Below are 18,048 nucleotides of genomic sequence, written 5' to 3'. Positions count from 1 at the left end.
TGCAATCGCACGCGGCCGGAGCCGCCGTGCGGCGCGATACCCGGCGCGGGCGGCGCCCCTTGCAGGTCGCGCGATTCCGTCCGAGGAGACGGGTCGCCACACAACGACCGGTCAGTCTTACCGGATCCGTCGCGGGCACGGGGCGCGCGTACGTAATGAACGATTACAAATTAAAGACGAGATGCCGACATTTCAAGCGGGATACGGGCACGCGGTGTTTCGGGGTCGGATTCCACGATCCTGATGCGGTCGTCATTCCGAGCGTCGGCCGGCCCGAATCGCGCCGCCTGTCGGTCATTCATACGTGCGGCGGCTCCGCAACCGGCCTTCCACGGCACCGGCATCATTCCTGCGATACTGGCGGCTGCCTCGTTTTTGCTTACCGCCGCTGCCATGCCGCTTCCCGACACACCCCGCCTCGGCTTCATCGGCGCCGGCCGCCTCGCGCGCTGTATCGCGCAGCGCTTCGCGCAGGCCGGCTTCCCGGTCGTCGCGATCGCGAGCCGCACGCCTGCGTCGGCCGCCGGCCTCGCCGCACGCATCGACGGCTGCCGCGCGGTCGACACGCCGCAGCAGGTGGCCGACGCCGCCGACCTGATCTTCGTGACGACACCCGACGATCATCTCGCGTCGAGCGCCGCGGCGCTGCGCTTCGACCCATCGCGCGCCGCCGGCCAGGCGGTCGTCCATTGCAGCGGCGCGTCGGCGGTCACGCTGCTCGATCCGGCGAAGCAGCAAGGCGCGGCCACAGGCGGCTTCCATCCGCTCTATCTGTTCGGCGGCACCGACGCCGACCTCGCGCGCATCGACGGCTGCTCGGTCACGATCGAAGCGGAAGGTGCGCTGCACGCGACGCTGCTGCGACTTGCCGCCGCACTCGGCTGCCATCCGCTGTCGATTCCGGCCGGCGGCCGGATGCTGTATCACGCGGCCGCCCACTACGCGGCGAGCTTCGCGCTGTGCGGGCTGTCGGAAGCGGTCGAGCTGTGGCGCGGCCTCGGTTTCGACGAGGACGCCGCGCTGCGCGCGCTGTTGCCGATGCTCGCCGGCACGATCGAGACCGCGCGCGACAAGGGGCTCGCGAATGCGCTGGCCGGCCCGGTATCGCGCGGCGACACGGGCATCGTCGAGCGCCAGCTCGCGCTGCTCGAGGCGCGCGGCGGCGATCACGCGGCGCTGTATGCGCTGCTCACGCGCCGCGCGATCGCACTCGCGGCGAAGCGCGCGGCGCCGCCGGCATCGCTGCCGGCGCTGGCCGAAGCCGTCGAAACGTCGCTCGCGCGCGTGGCCGCGCACCCCTCCCCGCCGCGAGACGAGGCGTGATAAGGTGTCGGCCGATGCGCCGCCAACCGGCGTTGGCGGCCGCACGCTACTGACTGTAATAAAAAGGATGCCAACGATGTTCGGCGAGATCGCCCGTTTTCTGCTCAATACCGTCTTCACGCTATTCGGCGCCGCGCTGATTCTGCGCGTCTGGATGCAGGCCGTCCGCGTGCCGCCGTACAACCCCGTCACGCAAGCCGTGCTGCAGGCGACCAACTGGCTCGTGCTGCCGCTGCGCCGCGTGATCGCGGGCGTACGCGGCATCGACTGGGCCAGCGTCGTCGCCGCGCTGCTCACCGCGCTCGTCTACGTCGTGTTGATGGTCGTCATGGCCGGCTTCGATCCGGCCGCCGTGATCGCGACGCTCGTCGTGGTCGCGCTGCTCACCGTCGTGAAGTGGGCGCTCAACCTCGTGATCTGGATGACGATCCTGATGGCGCTGCTGTCGTGGCTCAACCCGCGCTCGCCGGCGATGCCGATCCTCTACCAGCTCACGGCGCCGTTCCTGAACCCGCTGCGCCGCGTGATCCCGAACCTCGGCGGCATCGACCTGTCGCCGATCCTGCTGTTCGTGATCGTGCAGGTGCTGCTGATGATCGTCACGCGCGCCGCCGTGTCGCTGACGATGTTCGGCATCTGATCCGGCGCGATGGGCCTACGCCGCCGGCCCCTGCGCCGGCGGTGCGCCGAGCGTGTCGATCACGCCGAACCGCGCGGGCATCATCGCGTAGCACGCGCGCACTTTCTCGCGCGACAGCCGCTCGAGCAGCCGCTGCGCCTCGTCCTCGGTGACGACGAATTCGACCTCGATCGCGAGCGAACCCTGCAGTTCGAAGAAGCGATCCTCGTGCAGCACGCGATGCTGGCCGAAACCGGCCATCGCGCGAAACGCGGACCCGCCCGCGACCCCCATCCGGTTCGCCTCTTCCAATAGCCACTCCCACAGCGGCTTCCAGTGCAGCCGATGCTGCTCGTGCACGTAGAAGCGCAACAAGACCCTGTCCATCGCTCCCTCCGATGGCGGCCCGCTCAGGCCGCCGCGAGCCACGCGCGCGCGGTCCACATGCCGAGCGCCGTCAGCGCGAACGATCCAGTCAAGTGTAGGGCAGCCACCGCCAACGCCCATCCGAATTCGCCCTCGAGCGCGTGCGTCATCACTTCGACCGAATAGGTCGAGAACGTCGTGAGGCCACCGAGAAAACCGGTGATCACGAACAGCCGCCACTCGGGCGGCAACCCGACGCGGACCGTGAACACGACGGCGGCCACGCCGATCACGTAGCCGCCGATCAGGTTCGACGCGAGCGTGCCGAGCGGCACCGCGGGAAAACAGGCGTTGAGCGCGAGGCTCAGGAACCAGCGCAGCAACGCGCCGAGGCCGGCGCCGACGAAGATCGCGACGATCGAATAGAACAAGGGCACCCCTCAGTGACGGCGCCGCGCGGCGCACGCGGCCTACGCTGAACTGTATGCGTAATCGCGCCACACCGGCAATGCCGACGAACCGGGCCGGCAGGCATCGGATCGCGTCGCGAGCGCATGATGCCTTTCACGATTTCCACCCGCGCGCCGCGGCGAACATTTACCAGGCAATTTCATCCGACATGACAAATCGATTCTGAATCGGCCAATTATTTATCAGCTTTTTAAAAACCGATAAAACCGTTCGATCCCGCTCGGACCAACCCTGTGAAATGCCCGTCCTACGTGGGCTCCACGTACTTTCCCTTATCAGACATTCCCGTATCCGGCCGATATTCGATGCAATTACCGCCGTCGATTTCGTAAAATCGTTTCGCCACCCCACTCCATCGACATGGAGACTCGAAAAATGAACGATATCCGCCTGTCGTCCATGTTGATTCCGGCGCTGTGCGCGTCGCTGCTCGCGTCCGGCGGTGCGCTCGCCGACGGCAACGGGCCGCCATCCTACGTCGAAGGCCACCGCGCACCGAACGGATTTGCCCGGCCGCCGTTCCACACGAAGTCGCGCGCGAGCACGGCCGCGATCGCCGGCCTCACGCCGGCGCTCACGCGGCGTGCATACGGATTCGACACGATCGCGAACCAGGGCGACGGGATGGTCGTCGCGATCGTCGACGCGTACGACCACCCGAAGATCGAATCCGATCTCGGCGTGTTCAGCAATGCGTTCTCGCTGCCGGCCTGCACGTCGTCGAACGGCTGTTTCACCAAGGTGTACGCACGCGGTGGGCGGCCCAGGACCGATTCAGGCTGGGCGCTCGAAATCTCGCTCGACGTCGAATGGGTCCACGCGATCGCGCCGAAGGCGAAGATCCTGCTCGTCGAAGCCGCGTCGGCCAGCTTCAACGACCTGCTGGCCGCGGTCGACGTCGCGGTCAAGCGCGGCGCGTCGGTCGTGTCGATGAGCTTCGGCGGCAATGAATTCAGCAGCGAGACCGGCTTCGACAGCCATTTCAACGCACCCGGCGTCACGTTCGTCGCGTCGTCCGGCGACAGCGGCACCGGCACCGAATACCCGGCCGCGTCGCCTTATGTGGTGTCCGTCGGCGGCACGACGCTGTCGTCCGATACGGCCGGCAACTACATCGGCGAGGCGGCATGGAGCGGCAGCGGCGGCGGCGTGAGCGGCATCGAAGCCGAGCCGGCCGGCCAGACCGCATGGCCGGTTCCGGTGGCCGGCAAGCGCGGCGTGCCCGACGTCAGCTACGACGCGAATCCGTCCAGCGGTTTCGCGGTGTACGACTCGGTCGCCTATCAGGGGCAGGCCGGCTGGTTCCAGGTCGGCGGCACGAGCGCCGGTGCGCCGCAATGGGCGGCGCTCGTCGCGATCGCGAATTCGCTGCGCGCGGCGGCCGGCAAGAAAGCGTTGAGCGGCACCTACGACACGCTCTATACGGTCGGCAAAACCGCGTACGGCAGCGACTTTCACGACGTGACGACCGGGTCCAACGGCAATTGCGGCAGCATCTGCAACGCGGCGGGCGGCTACGACTACGTGACGGGCCTCGGTTCACCGATCGCGCCGGCGCTCGTGCAGGCGCTCGTCGCGCGGCCGTAGTCGCGCGGCCGTAGTCGCGCGGCCGCCATCACGCGGCTTCGGCGCAGGTCGGCGCGAAGCGCGGGGCTCAGCCGCCGCGCCATGCGCGGTCGAGCACGTTCAGCGTCGCCAGCGCACCGCCCTTCAGCCCGATCACGTCCGCCCGGCGCGCATGCGCCTCGCGCGCGTTGATGCGGATCACGTCGGCGCCGAGCCGTTCGCTCAGCAGACGCACGGTCGGAATCGCGGTGCCCGCGCCGATCTCGACGACCACCACGCGCCCGGCCTGCGCGATCCAGTCTTCCAGCGCGCGCTCCTGCGCGTCGTAGCGCGCACCGAGCCAGCCGGTGTCGCCGAACATCAGGATGTTCGGCCGCGCGAGACCGCCGCAGTGCGGGCAGCGCGGCATGTCGCCAACCAGGCGGCACGTCGCTTCGTCGACTTCCGGCACGAACGGCGCCGCGTCCCACGTCGCGTCCGTGCACGGGCGCAGGCATTGCATCGCATGAATCGAGCCGTGGATCTCGACGATGCGTGCCGGCTCGAAGCCGGCTTTCTGGAACTGGCCGTCGACGTTGCTCGTCAGCACGAAGCCGCCGTTCGGCATCGCGTCGATCCAGCGGCGCAGGATCGCGAAGCCCGCGTGCGGCGTCGTCGCGCGATAGAGCGCGAGACGATGCCCGTAGAATCCCCATGCGAGCGGCGCACGCGCACGAAATGCGTGCGGCGACGCGATTTCGTGGAATTCGAAACGCTCGTGGCGCAGCGCCGGATACGCGCGCCAGAAGCCGTCCGTGCCGCGAAAATCGGGCAGCCCGGAATCGACGCCGATGCCGGCGCCGGCCGTGACGAGCAAGGCGTCGGCACGCGCGAGCGCGTCGACGGCGGACGCGACGAGATCGGCGGGAAGCGGCGCGATGGAATCGGCGGGATCAGCGGGATCGGAAGGCGGCATGATGGAGAAGCGGTGGCGTCGAACGTTGCGCGAGTGGCGTCGCGATCATACGCCGGTTCGGGCGTCGCGCCGCATCGGCAACGCAACTGCGTGGCGCGGCGCGCGTGCGGCTTCCGACAGTGCGAATACCGACCGTCCGCACCGCCGATACCGCGACGCGGCGCCCATGCTTGCTTAGTGACCCGAATCGTCCTGCCCAGCCGGAATCTCGTCGACCGCGAAATAGACCGGCTTGCCGAGTTGCCGCGCAAGCGCCACGTCCGCATCCGCCCCGCGCGACGCACCGTCGATGCGCAGCACCGCATCGCAGCGTCGCAGCAGCCGGTGCGCGGCCGGATACAGGAAGGTTTCGCCGATCGCGTCGCCCAGTTGCGTCGACCCGGCCGCGGCGGCGAGCGGGAGCGACACCCATTCGCCGATCATCGGCACGTGCCCGCGGCGATACACGGCGAGCGCCGCCGCTTCCAGCCGGTGCAGGTTCGCGGCGATGCGCGCCGGGTCGCCGTCCGTGCCGCTGCGATAGGGGCCGGCGACCAGCACGAGCCGCGGCGTCATGCGGCGCGCACGCCCGCGGTTTCCCGCAGCGCGACGTACTGGAGCAGCATGATCGTCTTCGCGTCGACGATCTCGCCGCGCTCGACCGCGTCCAGCGCCGCCTGCAGCGGCATCTCGACGACCTCGAGATCCTCGCCCTCTTCCGCGACGCCGCCGCCCGCGCCCGTGCGCAGCGACGCATCGTATTCGCCGACGAAGAAATGCAGCTTCTCCGTCACGGAGCCCGGGCTCATGAACGCCTCGAACACCTTGCGCACGCCGCGCACGCGATAGCCGGTCTCCTCCTCGGCCTCCGCGCGGATGCGCGCTTCGGGCGTTTCGTCGTCGAGCAGCCCGGCGGCCGCTTCGAGCAGCATGCCATCGTGCCCGCTCACGAACGCCGGCATCCGGAACTGCCGCGTCAGCAGCACGTCGCCCGTCTCGGCATGACGCAGCAGGATCGTCGCGCCGTTGCCGCGATCGTAGGTCTCGCGGCTCAGGCGCTGCCACGTCCCGTCGCGGCGCAGGAAATCGAACGTCACCTTCCTCAGCACATACCAGTCGTCGGACAGCACCGTCGTATCGACGATGCGGACCCGCTCCCGCGTTGCAGCCATCGCAGCCTCCGGTTCGACAAAGGACGGCGCCCATGGTAACGTGCATATTCGTGCAATTTCAAGAATTTTCGTGCAAACACGATGCTGACGACGCAACGCAAGAAGGCGATCCTCGACGCGCTCGCGCGCGACGGCCAGGTGCTGGCCGCCGAGCTGAGCGTGCAATTCGGCGTATCCGAAGACACGGTGCGTCGCGACCTGCGCGAACTCGCGGCCGAAGGGCGGTTGCAGCGCGTGCATGGCGGCGCGCTGCCGGCGTCGCCGGCCGTCGCGCCGTTCGCGCAGCGCGAAGCGCTCGAAACCACGGAGAAGCGGCGCATCGCACGGCGAGCCGCGCAGATGATCGCGCCCGGGCAGGTGGCGATCGTCGACGGCGGCACGACCTCCGCGCTGCTCGTCAGCCAGTTGCCGGCCGACCTGCGCGCGACGATCGTCACGCACAGCCCGAGCGTCGCGGTGGCGCTGGCCGCGCATTCGTCGATCGACGTGATCCTGATCGGCGGGCGACTCTACAAGCACTCGATCGTCGCGGTCGGCGCGGCGGCGATGGAAGGCATCGCGCGCATTCACGCGGACCTGTACTTCATGGGCGTCACGGGCGTCCATCCGGCCGCGGGCCTGAGCACCGGTGATTTCGAGGAGGCGGCGATCAAGCGCGCGCTGTCCGAACGCGCGGCCGAGACGGTCGTGCTCGCGTCGCAGTCGAAACTGCGCGCGGCGTCGCAGTTCGTGATCGGCGAGCTCACGCTGGCGCAGACCATCGTCGTCGAAAAGGAAACCGACGCCGCGCTGACGAAGCCGATCGAGGCCGCGGGCGTGACGGTGGTGCGCGCGTAGCGCGCGTCGGGCCGGCCGCGTCGAATCGGTGCGGAGAGGGGGATGGTGCAGGCTTCGCGCCAATGTCAGCGTGCTGACAGGCACCGCTTGCTAACATGGGCGATCGCTCGATCGCCACGTGCCACCCGCCCGATGCCCTCACCCTTCGCCACGACTCCCACGGCACCGCCCGCGGGCGACGCACCGCCGCCGGGCGTCCTTGCCCTGTTCATCGCATTCGCGCAGATCGGCCTGACCAGCTTCGGCGGCGGGCTCAGCGGGCGGATGATGCGCGATTTCGTGCACGAGCGGCGCTGGCTCGACGAAGAGGCGTTCCTCAATGGTCTCGCGCTGTCGCAAGCGTTGCCGGGCGTCAACGTGAAGAACCTCGCGATCTGGATCGGCTACCGGCTCGCCGGATGGCGCGGCGCGGTGGCCGGCTTCACCGGCATCATCGCGCCGCCGGCCGTGCTGATCGTGCTGTTCGGCGTCGCGTTCTCGACCCTCACGCGCTTCCCGCTCACGCATGTCGCGCTCGCCGGCGCGGCGGCCGCGGCGATCGGGCTGTCGATCTCGATGGCGATCACCGCGGTGCGCCGGCTGCCGCGCCGCGTGCTGCCGTTCGCGGTGACGACGCTCACGTTCGTGTCGGTCGCCGTGCTGCACTGGCCGCTCGTATGGACCGTGCTGATCGGCGGCACGCTGAGCGTCACGCTCGAATACCGCCGTGCGGCCGCCGCGCCGGTCGGGAGCGATACACGATGAACGCATCGGCGCGCTACGCGGCACTGTTCGGCGTATTCGCGCCGCTGTCGATCGCGACGATCGGCGGCGGGCAGGCGGTCATCGCGGACATCCAGCGGCAAGTCGTCGATGTCCATCACTGGATGAGCGCCACGCAATTCGTGAACGACTTCGCGATCGCGCGGATGGCGCCGGGCCCCGGCTCGTTGCTGGCGACGCTGATCGGCTGGCAGGTGGCCGGCTTCTGGGGCGCGGTGATCGCGACGCTCGCGCTGTTCGGCCCGACCGCATTCCTGATCTACGGCGTCGCGCATCTATGGCGGCGACACCGGGGCGCGCGCTGGCAGATCGCGCTCGAAACCGGCCTGCGCCCGGTCGCGGCCGGCATGATCCTCGCGTCGGTATGGGTGCTGCTGCGGGCGCTCGACGGCGGCTGGGCCGCCCGGGCGATCGCGGCGGCGTCGGCGCTGTGCGTGATCTACACGCGTGTTCATGCGCTGCTGCTGATCGCGATCGGCGCGCTGCTGCTCGTCGGCGTGCATGTGCTCGGGGGCGTGTGACGCGGCGCTATCGCCTTTACATCGCGACATCACCCGGGCGCCGATCCGTCCTGACGCCTGAACGGCGCGAAACACCGGCGCGCTCGGACAGCAGCCTGAACGAGCAGGGAATGCCCGCGGTACGCGATCGACGCGCTGTAGGTGTCAGCGGCCCACTATCGGCGCCGATTCCGATACCGCGCGCAGTACGTCGTGCGCGTGGGTATGCAACTCGAACCCGATACCCGGCGCCTGCGGCACGCGTGCGTGTCCCGCATCGACGATTTCCCTATCGGCAAGCCCGCTGAACGGATGGAATGCGAACGGGCTGACTTCCGCGCCACCGAGCCCGAGCGCCGCAACGACGTGCAGCGAGAACAGATGGCCGCCGTGCGGCCAGAACGCACCGCGCCGCCAGCCGCGCGACACGAAGTGATCGACGATCTGCAGATAGCCCGGCAGCCCGTAGCTGTGCACGGGATCGAACACCAGCACGTCGCGGTCGTTGCGCAAGCCGCCATAGCGGTCGAGCAGCTTTGCTTCCGCGAGCGAGAACAGCGCTTCGCCGGCCGCGATCGGCGATGCGTATCGCGTGGCGACGTCTGCTTGAAGCGGCAGATCGAGCGGATCGCAGATGTCCTCGAACCACCAGAGGTCGAACGGCGCGAGCATGTCGGCCGCGTCGTGGGCGGTCGTCGCGTCGTACGTGTTCATCGCGTCGACCGCGAGATGCGAAGGGCCTGCCAACTGCGCGGCAGCGGCGTCGATGCGGCACCGGTCCTGATCGAAATCCACCCCGCCGATCTTGATCTTCGCGTGCGTGTGGCCGAGATCGACGATCCGGCGCATCTCGTCCGACAGGCGCGCGAGGTCGTCGTGCGGATAGCGGTAGCCGCCGCCCGCGTACACGCGCACGCGTGGTGCTGCCGTGCGTTGGAGACGATCGGCGAGAAATCGATGCAGCGGCAGCTCGGCGATCTTCGCGGCGGCGTCCCAGATCGCCATGTCGAGCGTGCCAACCGCGACGCAGCGTTCACCGTGCCCGCCCGGCTTCTCGCCGGCCATCATCGCGCGCCATGCGCGGAACGGGTCGAGGCTCGTGCCAGCTTCGTCGGCGAGCGTATCGGCAGCAGCCAGCAGACGCGGCGCGAACCGTTCGCGGATCAGGCCGCTCTGCGCGAAGCGGCCGATCGACGCGTAGCCATAGCCCGTCACCGGGCGGCCGTCGCGCACGACGTCAGTGACGACCGCGACGATGCTCGTCGACAGGCCGCCGGACGGGATCGCCGGATCGGCATAGCGGGAAACGGGAATCGCGCGTTCATGGATCGCGGTGATGCGCATGGTCGGGGCTCCGGAGAGGCGTCCGGCGCAGGCGCAAGCTTCACGCGCAGCAGCGGAAACGGTGGACGGGATCGCTGCATCTTAGGGGTTTGCGCGTTAGCGTGCAGGACCGGCGGCGAGCGTTATCGCGTCGTCATCGACAACCGCGCGTCGCCGTCATCACGCGTTGCAGCCGGATAGCAGAACACCGAGCGTATAACCACGCTCGGCGCGCTGTTTTCGAACCTGGGCCACCTTGATCGAGGCGGAATTCCCGTTCGCCACTCCTGCCTTCGTGCACCGGGACAAGATAAGGCGACGAGAATAGCCCGCGCCGGGAGAATCGACCGGCCCGCTCAGACAAACTCAGGCGAATACGAAGTACTTGCGCACCGTCTCGACCACTTCCCACGTCCCCTTCATGCCGGGTTCGATCACGAACACGTCGCCGGCTTTCAGGTGCACCGGCTCCTCGCCTTCCGGCGTGATGATGCAGTAGCCATCGAGGAAGTGGCAGTACTCCCATTTTTCGTAATTCACCTCGAACTTGCCCGGCGTGCAGATCCAGGTACCCATGATCTTGCTGCCGTCCTTCGAGACGTACGCGTTGAGGTTCACGGTGTGCGGATCGCCGCCAATGCGCTTCCACTTGGTCGCGTCAACGACAGGCGTCGGGCAGGTTTTGCGCAGAACGGTGATGAAATCGGACATGTCGGCTCCAGACTGACGATCGTATGAAAGACCTGTCACGTTAGTTCGAAAGCTTTACCCGGGCTTGTATGCTTCCGACGCCGACTCGTTTATTTTCGACATTGGGCACGAGGATGCCGACCTTGCATCGGCTCCAGCAGCTCAGTGACGCGTTAGACTACTCCCAGATCAGCTATTGCAGCGCGGATCGAAACGGCCGGACGATCAACTGGCTATGATTGCAGATACTCTCGATGGATTGGATAGCAACGAGCGGGAACTCGTCGTGAATTTCGTTCAGCAGTTCACTGATATGCTCAAATCAAAGCATCCGACCAAGAGCAAGCGGCGCAAGTAACGACCAATGTCTGGTAGATGGACCACTCCTCGGACCAAAGCAACTCAAATTCTTAGCATCTTTCTTCGGTTCGATGCTCAGCGAACAAACTCGAACATGCCCAATTCACCTCGAAAGATTACCCGTGATCATGTCCTCAGAGCAGCACGGATATGGAAGAAGGACCATGGACATGGAGGATTTCGAGACAGCGTGCGATACGACGTCGTCATCAATCGCGAACGCTTTCCGCCCAAGGCAATCGCTGCCATTGCGAATAGGCTTGCCGGAAACGGTGATTTGCTTCCATCCGAATTCGCCGGTGCCAGAGATGGCAAGTGGCACCGATTACTCGAAGATCTGGATTTTGAGATCGTCCCGAAAGAAAAAGGTAGTCCCGTCGATGAACAAGACGGCTCGCCCACGAAGCTCGAAGCAGATTGGACCAAAAGCGAATTGAGAGGCTCGGTGGCCGCATACCTCGACATGGCCCGTTGTTTCCGAGACGCTCGTCCGGTTGTGAAACGACAGGTCTATCGAAATCTCGCCGCGCAAATTGGCCGATCCGAAAAATCTTGCGAATACAGGATGCGGAACATCTCCTACGTTCTGGAGCTCATGGGACGCGATTGGATACCGGGTCTCCCACCGGCAACAAATGTTGGGGTAAGGGTTGCCGGACAGATAGAAGCCATCATCGGCGAGTTGGAAGGTCGACAGGAATTGCCTCGGGCTGCCGAAGCCGTAACCATCGCCGAGATTCGCAAGACTCTAGAGGAACGGCCCGATGGCAATAAAGCCCCAGGCACAACAACGTCAACGACCACCAGCTTCGTGCGCGACCTCAAGGTCAAAGCATGGGTGCTTAAGCGAGCGAAGGACAATTGTGAGGCTTGCGACCAACCCGCGCCATTTTCCGGGGCAAATGGTCCGTTTCTCGAAGTTCATCACCTCCGCAAGCTCGCGGATGGCGGGTCGGATACGGTGACGAATACGGTCGCCGTTTGCCCGAACTGCCATCGGCGACTGCACTTTTCCAAAGACGCTCGCGCATACCGAGAAACGCTCTATGGAAAGGTGACTGAGCTGGTACGTGAGTAGCAGCGTCAGAGTTCAGACGGGCGACCGCTGTATATGAGGCTTGCATCCACCTGGTCCGCCTCGAACCCTGGAACGTCTTCGAGAAGCCACAGCAGTTTCTCCGTGAAAGCTGCTCGCGAGAGGTCGCCGCCGAAATCGTCACACACCGCCGCAGCCAGCTCGCAAAGCTGCTCATTGGTCAACGTCGGGAAATCGTTGTGGTGTCGGGTTTCGTCCATGCTGGGACTATCCCGGCAATCCGACGATCAGGACAACGCCACAGCTATACAACCCGCTCAACTGGCTCGATCATTGCGAGCTCGGCACCCGGCTTCCACTCTGGAGCAAGGGCAAGCAAGGCCTCACGTGCCCCCTTGCACTGGTAAACGGGATAGTCCCCGCGGAGCCTTAGAAGATTGAAATATGCGAAAAGCCTGAACACACCCTTACCCGGCCTCGTATAGACCCCGTAGCGAAGCCCGTCGGTCACTACCAGTCGGTGACAATTGGTGCGAGACTGAGCGTAGTTGAGTGCCTGCGACATGGCTGAGAGGCAGGAATCGTCCATCTTCTTGGCCTCAACAACGGCGCAGAGGTTTTCATCTCTGCGCGGCAACCGCTCAAAGAGCGCGAGATCAACACGGTTCCATTCGATCGCCATCCGTTGTGGCGTCCAGCCAAGGGCACGCAGCAACGGTACCACCAGATACGCCACCGTCTCATGTTCAGAAGGCTTCTGGGAACGCTTGTACCAGCGTCCGATCCGAGACAGTTCGTCTATCTCATGCACGAGACTCGTGATCGAAGCACTGGCAACCCCATGGTCAAACAGGAACGATGAAATCTCGGCCAACTGGATTTTCCTAGACGCTTGGTCAGGCAATACTCGCAGGGGCACAGAAGACGACTCATTCGACACCAGTTCAAGCGACCTGATCCAATCAAGTACGGGGCCATTCCGCAATTGCTGGGTTGTGTCCCCCTGATTCATCGCATAGGCGTCGAAACGCATTGGCTTGCCCTCAGGCCTCCAGAGCCATCGGACCCTGCGAACGTGTTGCAGGTCCCACCCGTCGATATCGCCGAACTCATCGTGCCATTCGTAAGGCCCGATTATCTCGCCAACCCCATGGACCTCATTTGTTCCAAGCCTAAGCACGACGATATCGCCCGGAGCCATGGAAACAGCGAAGCGCTTCAGATCGGTAATCTTCCGTGACGACCAACCGTCAGCTCTAAGTCGGTCAGCGGCTTCGGGAATGGGTCCTGCATAGCCAGGTCCGTTGAGTATTACATCCCAATCGAGGCAAAAGCTGACGTAATTTCTATTGGTATCGCCAGCAGCCTGTTGCCAGACTGTTCTTCCCTCAAGCTTCATCGTTGTTTGACTGATTGTGAACAGGGCAGAAAGCTTACCAGTCGAGACTTACGCTGGCGCCACTTGATCAGAAGTATCGACAAAGAAATTGCCGACGATTCAAGCGAGCGTGTCGAGCGAGCGCTCCAGGCCGATCCCCAATCGGCATCACTGCCAGCGACGCCACCGCTCCAGCATCGAGCGATGCCAGTTTCCCTGCCACCGCCCCAAACCTCCCACTTGCCATCCCCACCCAAACCCCTGTAGAATTATGCGCTCTGCGGGCGTCGTATAATGGCCATTACCTCAGCTTCCCAAGCTGATGACGTGGGTTCGATTCCCATCGCCCGCTCCACACCCCACCTAGCCCGTTGATTCCACTGGGCTATGTGTGTGCCTCACGAGCATCTCCGCAAGACTCCTACATCGGCGTCCTACGGTGGCTCAAACCTCCTGCCTTTATCGTCGCCCTAGCGGCATCTACGTTGTCCGGCTCGCCGTCCCGAAACGGTTGCGCGCAGCAGTCGGCAAGAATGAAATTCATGCGTCCACGCGACTTCGAGAGTGGGAAGCCGCTAAACTCGTCGCCCATCGAATTCAGTCTCATTGGCGCGAGCACTTCATGACGTTAGACATCGAAAAACTCAAAGCCGAAAACCCGCTGCTGGACGGTGCGGGCATGATCCGCATTGTGGACGCTGCGCGGACCATTGGTATGGAGCCGAGGCTGCTGGCGAACGAACTGCTCAACGACGGCGCGCAAGCACGCTTCAACAATGGATGTATTCGCAAGCATCGGTGCTCGGCGGCACATCCTCAAACATCGCCATCCTGTTCGACAGGGATGGGAAGATGATTCGGATCCCCAGCAAAGGGCAGGTGAACACCGGATAATCGACATGCAATCAGGATGGCGGCGCGCCCCACGCGCCGCACATCACCAGATTTACGCCCCGCGGTTCAAACCCGAGTCTCGGAGACTGACTGGCCACCGCCGGACCACGCTCCGGCTCGTTTCATCGCGCTCAGCAACCATGCCGGCGTTAGCCGATGAGTTAATCGTGTATATGGCCCGGCGACAGGCTCCACCGCGCCACCCAAGACCCACGCCGTATCCGCACTTGCTTCGTAAACTGCGAGACCTCGCTCCGTAACCGCAAGAGAGAAGGCTCGACCGGTCTTCCCCGATCGATAGCTAGTTTGGAATTGACCATCTGGATGGCTGACGATCTGAACCAAGTGATCGACATCCTTCCGCAAGGCATCTCTGGCTAGAGTTACACGGGTAGCAGTTGACGCAGTCGTTACTCCCATCCCGGGCGGGTAATAAGCAACGCCATCTACAACCACGAACCCAGACACCCCACCGCGACGCCCCATGTCGATTTCTTGAGCCGTATATGGGTTGCTGCGGGCCAACGTTCCGGACAGGGGACGGAGCAGTCCGGGCCAGCTTCTCACAACCGTCTCTATCAGAGATTGCTGGCAGAACGGTAACTCCTCGCTATGTGTTCGGACATCGATAATGCACGCCGCATCGTCAACAAACATCACGTAGAGCAAGTAATCACCGCGCTCCGTGAAGTAGTCTCTCGACGCAAGCGATGCCCCCTCGGAAACCGGCGCGTCGGTCAGATGCAAGTGATGAATACCCCAGTCTGCCCACAACAAATCCGTTCTCATCTGGCGCTTCGTTGCGCTCGTGTCATGGAGCCCAATCAGCCTCTTGCCTTGAAACGGATTCAGGTCACGGCCGCCGAGCATACGTTTCTCGATCGCTCGCAACCCTGTTTCGGTGGCTCCACTGAGCCGCATCGGGAAACGATTCGATGCAACGATTCGCCGAGGAACCGGGTCGATGTATCTCATACGAAAATCAAGCCAGCGGTAGAGACCCTCACTGAGGTGCGGGACGTCCTTTGAATGCTTGAGACCGACGAAGCTGATTAGCGACGCAACAATGTCATCAACATCGCGCTGGAAGCGCTGTCTTAGTTCTTTGCTCTCGTCGTCGATCAATTCCCTCTCCTTCTTGCCAGTTAATTCGCGACGGCACTTGCCCGAACGTTGATGATATTGGCTCTTGAAACCGAATACGCTCGTGCCAGCGCGCTGACCGATTCACCCTGACCGAGCCTACGTAGAATCTCTGCGCGCTGCTCCGGCGTGGTTTTGGACGGTCTGCCAAGCCGCTTCCCTTCCGCCCGAGCACGAGCAAGCCCGGCCTGCGTGCGCTCGACCAGCAAGTCTCGCTCCATTTCTGCGACCGCCGCCAACATCGACAGCAGCAGCTTCCCGGCGGGTGACGTTAGATCGGTCGCCCCGAGTTGGAGCACGATGACCCTGATGCCACGCTCGCCCAGATGCCGGACAGTCTGCAACACGTCGATCGCGTCGCGCCCAAGCCGGTCCAGCTTCGACACGACCAGCGTTTCGCCCCTGCGTATCTGCCCGAGTAGGCGCTTGAACGCGGGACGCTGCTCCGCACAGACTTTCCCGCTGACGCCCTCATCGGCGAACCAAAACTCCGGTTCGATCTCGTAACCCGCCTGCGTGATCTCAACGAACTGGTTATCTGCCGTCTGCTGTCCAGTCGAGACCCTACCGTATCCAAACGTCGCCATCGCTGCTCCCCCAATGACATGCGCCAGAAATTGGTGCCAGAGTAGGACGCCGTGCCTGGAAAGCCAAGGGCTAATTTTCTGGCGGCGCGGAAGCGACGTTCGGATACTGCCGGAATCCGGCCGTTTGCTGGCAAACGAAGTCACAATGTCCGTGACTTGGATCGATTGGCGATTTCATGCTATGGATACGCTACCGAGGCGGAAGCGCGGGCCGCTGCGCACGGAGAATTCACACGCACGCAGCGCAGCTAGGCAACGCTCGATTACTCGCTGGCACGCGGCAAGACTGACTTGTTTCCGGAAGCGCCTGTCAGGGTGAGCGGCCTCAAACCGGAAATCCACGAAACGGCATGGTTGGCGAAGAAGGCAACGCATCGGATCGCGAACGACGGATTCGTGACCGATTTGGAGCTAGAAATGCTCGATGACCCGACGACGGATAGGCATCGGCCGCACTTTCGGAAGGCGAGGTAGAGGTGAGGGTAAGATATCGTAAGTCTAAAGGAGGACTACGTGGGGCTCCCTCAAAATATCGACTTTCACCAAATCAACGACCTGATTGGAGCTTTCAATAAGGAATCAGATCGTGGCGCGGCAATATTCGCTGGTAGCTTTCTGGAACACTATTTGGGCGCTTACCTTCAGTCCAAGACAGTTGATGCAAAGGTTGCAGAAAAATTATTTGGCGCAATGGGGCCGCTTGCAACGTCCTCCCAACGTATCGCTGTGGCCTATGCCTTCGGGTTCATTGACAAGGAGCTATACAGGAATATCGAACTGATTCGGAAGATTCGCAACCACTTCGCTCATCATCCGTTCGAGGGATCGTCCGAATCGGATGAGGTAAAAGGAAAGGTTCTCTCACTATCCACATACGGAGGCTCACCTGCAAACTATAGCGCAGCGCATGCGCGACAGGTTTACGTATTCGCATGCAGCGTAATTTGCGGATATTTTTGGAAACTCATGCAATCTGCACAAGAGAAAATATAGAGACTCGCGACGACGCGCCTCATAGCGCCAACATTGATTAGCGCGAGCACGTATTCAATCCGAGGGTGCTACTTCTTCGAATTCTTCTTCGATGGCTTGACGCTCTCAAGAAACTCCTCGCAAAACGAACCTGTAAACTGTGCATCTTCTAATTTTTTTATCTCTAGCCGAGCATCTGCGTTCGGACTCTGCGATGACGTGTTCGGGGTGTTCGGTTGTGGATCATAGTCAGATCTTTTTCCGAGACGGAATCTGCTTGGAAATAAGCCCGGAGCTTGGTCGGCCACATTAAAGTCGAGCAGGCCGGCTGCTCGATTAACATGCACTTTTGCCTCAGCGAATGTGCGTCGTTCACCGGCTATGCAATCCCAGAAAACAACGTGTCCGACGTTACGAGAAATACTTCCCTCGACGAAAACATCTGTGTGAAGGTTGTATTTGCATACACGCTTGCTTACCGCTGATCCGGAAATCTGACCATCCCGCACGGTGACGTCCAGAAAAACTGCGTCATCGTCACTGACAGCCCATGCCGGGGGTTCAATGTCGCCCTCGCTAGTGTTAGTCGACCGGCCACTCACATTTTGGTCCATGCGATACCACTCAACGAAGTCTTTCCCGTTCTTCAGGAGAGTCGGGCCGTTCACCGCCAGTGTGATTATTAATCCCGTCGCCGAAACGAAGAGGCCACTCAATGAAACGAGAAACGGTCCTTTTTTAAGAACGTTGTCCCAACGAGCTGGCGTTGACGGTGTCTCTGACTTCGCTTGTTGTGCCAATGTTCTTGGCGATCGTGGAATCTTGCGCCGCATGGTTTCCCCGTTTCTGTGGCGTGTTAGAAGGGCGCGAGCGTATCACAACGTCCTGGCCCGGAATCGCCGCCAGCGCTATGCATTGCAACCCGGGACCGATACCGAGCCCGACATCGCGACCTAACGTCTGGCGAACGTGCGTGAAAAAATCACACAACAAAATTCACTCCGAACGAGCGAAAGACAACCATCGCTCACTACTGGTTGACAAAAAAACGAAATGTATTTCACACCCCACTGCCGGTTGTGCTAAATTATCGCTCGCACACCCAAGAGACCGGG

At 63.3% G+C, this 18,048-nt stretch carries 21 protein-coding genes, 1 tRNA gene and 1 pseudogene; 11 read left to right on the top strand and 12 right to left on the bottom strand.

The window, feature by feature from the left end; translation table 11 throughout:
* The first annotated feature begins 393 nt into the window (after positions 1–393).
* Positions 394–1,323, top strand: a complete 930-nt coding sequence (locus CFB35_RS04340; protein WP_059574147.1) for a Rossmann-like and DUF2520 domain-containing protein — start codon at positions 394–396, stop codon at positions 1,321–1,323.
* A gap of 76 nt (positions 1,324–1,399) precedes the next feature.
* Entirely contained in the window at positions 1,400–1,963 is a 564-nt protein-coding gene (locus tag CFB35_RS04335) for a YggT family protein (protein WP_006488584.1), read from the top strand.
* Positions 1,964–1,978: 15 nt separating this feature from the next.
* On the opposite strand, the gene CFB35_RS04330 is transcribed toward CFB35_RS04335, so the two are convergent.
* On the bottom strand, positions 1,979–2,329 hold the full coding sequence (locus tag CFB35_RS04330) for a DUF190 domain-containing protein (RefSeq protein ID WP_059574148.1): 351 nt from the start codon (positions 2,327–2,329) through the stop codon (positions 1,979–1,981).
* 23 nt (positions 2,330–2,352) lie between these two features.
* Positions 2,353–2,739, bottom strand: coding sequence for a fluoride efflux transporter CrcB (gene crcB / locus CFB35_RS04325; protein WP_059574149.1), 387 nt, complete (start codon positions 2,737–2,739; stop codon positions 2,353–2,355).
* 415 nt (positions 2,740–3,154) lie between these two features.
* Here crcB and CFB35_RS04320 point away from each other — a divergent pair, with 415 nt between their 5' ends.
* A complete protein-coding gene (locus tag CFB35_RS04320; RefSeq protein WP_089464599.1) occupies positions 3,155–4,366 on the top strand; it encodes a S53 family peptidase in 1,212 nt (403 codons plus the stop codon).
* Positions 4,367–4,433: 67 nt separating this feature from the next.
* Here the strand turns inward: CFB35_RS04320 and CFB35_RS04315 are convergent, their stop codons facing one another.
* The 3 genes from CFB35_RS04315 to CFB35_RS04305 form a co-directional block, all read right to left on the bottom strand.
* Positions 4,434–5,300 (bottom strand): Sir2 family NAD-dependent protein deacetylase, encoded by an 867-nt coding sequence (locus CFB35_RS04315; RefSeq protein WP_089464598.1) that lies wholly within the window; start codon positions 5,298–5,300, stop codon positions 4,434–4,436.
* Between the two features lie 174 nt (positions 5,301–5,474).
* Positions 5,475–5,855, bottom strand: a complete 381-nt coding sequence (locus CFB35_RS04310) for a hypothetical protein (protein ID WP_059574152.1) — start codon at positions 5,853–5,855, stop codon at positions 5,475–5,477.
* Entirely contained in the window at positions 5,852–6,451 is a 600-nt protein-coding gene (locus tag CFB35_RS04305) for an NUDIX domain-containing protein (RefSeq protein ID WP_059574153.1), read from the bottom strand. Before CFB35_RS04305 ends, CFB35_RS04310 begins: the two co-directional genes overlap by 4 nt.
* Positions 6,452–6,532: 81 nt before the next feature.
* Between CFB35_RS04305 and CFB35_RS04300 the strand changes: the two genes are divergently transcribed.
* The 3 genes from CFB35_RS04300 (at position 6,533) to CFB35_RS04290 (ending at position 8,571) form a co-directional block, all read left to right on the top strand.
* Positions 6,533–7,288 carry a DeoR/GlpR family DNA-binding transcription regulator gene (locus tag CFB35_RS04300; protein ID WP_059574154.1) on the top strand — a complete coding sequence of 252 codons (756 nt, stop codon included), beginning with the start codon at positions 6,533–6,535 and terminating at the stop codon, positions 7,286–7,288.
* 132 nt (positions 7,289–7,420) lie between these two features.
* Positions 7,421–8,032, top strand: coding sequence for a chromate transporter (locus CFB35_RS04295; protein WP_059574155.1), 612 nt, complete (start codon positions 7,421–7,423; stop codon positions 8,030–8,032).
* The gene (locus CFB35_RS04290; RefSeq protein WP_059574156.1) at positions 8,029–8,571 is read left to right on the top strand and encodes a chromate transporter; all 543 of its coding nucleotides are present in this window, start codon (positions 8,029–8,031) and stop codon (positions 8,569–8,571) included. Before CFB35_RS04295 ends, CFB35_RS04290 begins: the two co-directional genes overlap by 4 nt.
* A gap of 144 nt (positions 8,572–8,715) precedes the next feature.
* On the opposite strand, the gene CFB35_RS04285 is transcribed toward CFB35_RS04290, so the two are convergent.
* Together CFB35_RS04285 and CFB35_RS04280 are read right to left on the bottom strand one after the other, a co-directional pair.
* Positions 8,716–9,894 (bottom strand): mandelate racemase/muconate lactonizing enzyme family protein, encoded by a 1,179-nt coding sequence (locus tag CFB35_RS04285; protein WP_059574157.1) that lies wholly within the window; start codon positions 9,892–9,894, stop codon positions 8,716–8,718.
* 345 nt (positions 9,895–10,239) lie between these two features.
* Positions 10,240–10,584, bottom strand: a complete 345-nt coding sequence (locus CFB35_RS04280; RefSeq protein WP_059448122.1) for a cupin domain-containing protein — start codon at positions 10,582–10,584, stop codon at positions 10,240–10,242.
* Positions 10,585–11,113: 529 nt separating this feature from the next.
* Between CFB35_RS04280 and CFB35_RS04270 the strand changes: the two genes are divergently transcribed.
* Positions 11,114–12,001, top strand: a complete 888-nt coding sequence (locus CFB35_RS04270; RefSeq protein WP_226093716.1) for an HNH endonuclease signature motif containing protein — start codon at positions 11,114–11,116, stop codon at positions 11,999–12,001.
* A gap of 5 nt (positions 12,002–12,006) precedes the next feature.
* Here CFB35_RS04270 and CFB35_RS04265 read toward each other — a convergent pair whose 3' ends face one another.
* Together CFB35_RS04265 and CFB35_RS04260 are read right to left on the bottom strand one after the other, a co-directional pair.
* Positions 12,007–12,219, bottom strand: a complete 213-nt coding sequence (locus CFB35_RS04265; RefSeq protein ID WP_059574159.1) for a hypothetical protein — start codon at positions 12,217–12,219, stop codon at positions 12,007–12,009.
* A 44-nt stretch (positions 12,220–12,263) separates the two neighbouring features.
* On the bottom strand, positions 12,264–13,358 hold the full coding sequence (locus CFB35_RS04260) for a hypothetical protein (RefSeq protein ID WP_059574160.1): 1,095 nt from the start codon (positions 13,356–13,358) through the stop codon (positions 12,264–12,266).
* 259 nt (positions 13,359–13,617) lie between these two features.
* Between CFB35_RS04260 and CFB35_RS04255 the strand changes: the two genes are divergently transcribed.
* Both CFB35_RS04255 and CFB35_RS04250 read left to right on the top strand, forming a co-directional pair.
* A tRNA-Gly gene (locus tag CFB35_RS04255) sits at positions 13,618–13,692 on the top strand.
* A gap of 84 nt (positions 13,693–13,776) precedes the next feature.
* Positions 13,777–14,193, top strand: a complete 417-nt coding sequence (locus tag CFB35_RS04250) for a DUF6538 domain-containing protein (RefSeq protein WP_179231715.1) — start codon at positions 13,777–13,779, stop codon at positions 14,191–14,193.
* A gap of 104 nt (positions 14,194–14,297) precedes the next feature.
* Here the strand turns inward: CFB35_RS04250 and CFB35_RS34130 are convergent, their stop codons facing one another.
* The gene (locus CFB35_RS34130) at positions 14,298–15,356 is read right to left on the bottom strand and encodes a hypothetical protein (protein ID WP_143328696.1); all 1,059 of its coding nucleotides are present in this window, start codon (positions 15,354–15,356) and stop codon (positions 14,298–14,300) included.
* A 20-nt stretch (positions 15,357–15,376) separates the two neighbouring features.
* The gene (locus tag CFB35_RS04245) at positions 15,377–15,961 is read right to left on the bottom strand and encodes a recombinase family protein (protein ID WP_059574163.1); all 585 of its coding nucleotides are present in this window, start codon (positions 15,959–15,961) and stop codon (positions 15,377–15,379) included.
* Between the two features lie 183 nt (positions 15,962–16,144).
* On the opposite strand from CFB35_RS04245, the pseudogene CFB35_RS35260 reads away from it, so the two are divergent.
* A pseudogene (locus CFB35_RS35260) lies at positions 16,145–16,435 on the top strand (phage late control D family protein); the annotation flags it as partial.
* A 39-nt stretch (positions 16,436–16,474) separates the two neighbouring features.
* The gene (locus tag CFB35_RS34125; protein ID WP_143328695.1) at positions 16,475–16,954 is read left to right on the top strand and encodes an MltR family transcriptional regulator; all 480 of its coding nucleotides are present in this window, start codon (positions 16,475–16,477) and stop codon (positions 16,952–16,954) included.
* Between the two features lie 68 nt (positions 16,955–17,022).
* Here CFB35_RS34125 and CFB35_RS34120 read toward each other — a convergent pair whose 3' ends face one another.
* Positions 17,023–17,766 (bottom strand): hypothetical protein, encoded by a 744-nt coding sequence (locus CFB35_RS34120; protein ID WP_143328694.1) that lies wholly within the window; start codon positions 17,764–17,766, stop codon positions 17,023–17,025.
* Positions 17,767–18,048: the final 282 nt, after the last annotated feature.

This window comes from Burkholderia sp. AU16482, assembly GCF_002223285.1.
Classification (GTDB): Bacteria; Pseudomonadota; Gammaproteobacteria; order Burkholderiales; family Burkholderiaceae; genus Burkholderia; species Burkholderia semiarida.
The sequence above is the reverse complement of the archived record's forward strand: the minus strand, read 5'-3'. Positions and strand labels throughout refer to the sequence as shown.